The organism is Vibrio sp. YT-19(2023) (assembly GCF_033337395.1).
Window position 1 is genome coordinate 1 of the sequence record NZ_JAWOQN010000563.1, and the last position, 672, is coordinate 672.

The 672-nt window shown below is 47.6% G+C and carries 1 protein-coding gene; it reads left to right on the forward strand.

The genetic code is table 11. From position 1 onward, the window contains the following. The coding region (locus R7E78_RS27155; RefSeq protein ID WP_318058751.1) for an ABC transporter permease subunit at positions 1-672 on the forward strand (672 nt) is incomplete at both ends.

Here is a 672-nt window from a genome sequence, read left to right on the forward strand (position 1 = left end):
AAACAAAAGAGCTTGTTTGATACTCGCTCTGTACCTTATCAACCAGAACCCAACAAAACGCGTGATGGCCTTTGCTTTGTATACTGTTCACTGATTTCTGTCGCAGTACTGGCAGTGTTAGGCATGGCGGTGTACGGCTCTCTAGTGACATTTTGGCCGTGGAATAAAGCGCTGACGCTGAACAATTACAACTTCGCAGAGATGAGTACCTATGGCTGGAGCCCGTTCTTTAATTCTCTCACTTTAGCTGGTTGGACTGCGCTGATTGGTACCGCTGTGATTTTTGTCGGTGCCTACTGTATTGAAAAAGGTCGTGCGTTTGGGCCAGTTCGTCAGGTGATGCAAATGCTGAGCGTGGTGCCAATGGCGGTGCCGGGCATGGTTTTGGGTTTGGGATACATCTTTTACTTCAATGATGTGAACAACCCATTGAATGTGCTTTACGGTACGATGGCGTTTCTGGTGATTAACACCGTAGTGCACTATTACACAGTCGGCCACATGACAGCGTTAACCGCTCTCAAGCAACTGCCTTCAGAGATAGAAGCGACGGCAGCATCGGTCAAGCTGCCTCAGTACAAGTTGTTCTTCAAAGTGACCTTACCGGTTTGTATGCCTGCTGTTTTGGACATCGCAACCTACTTGTTTGTTAATGCATTGACCACCACTTCT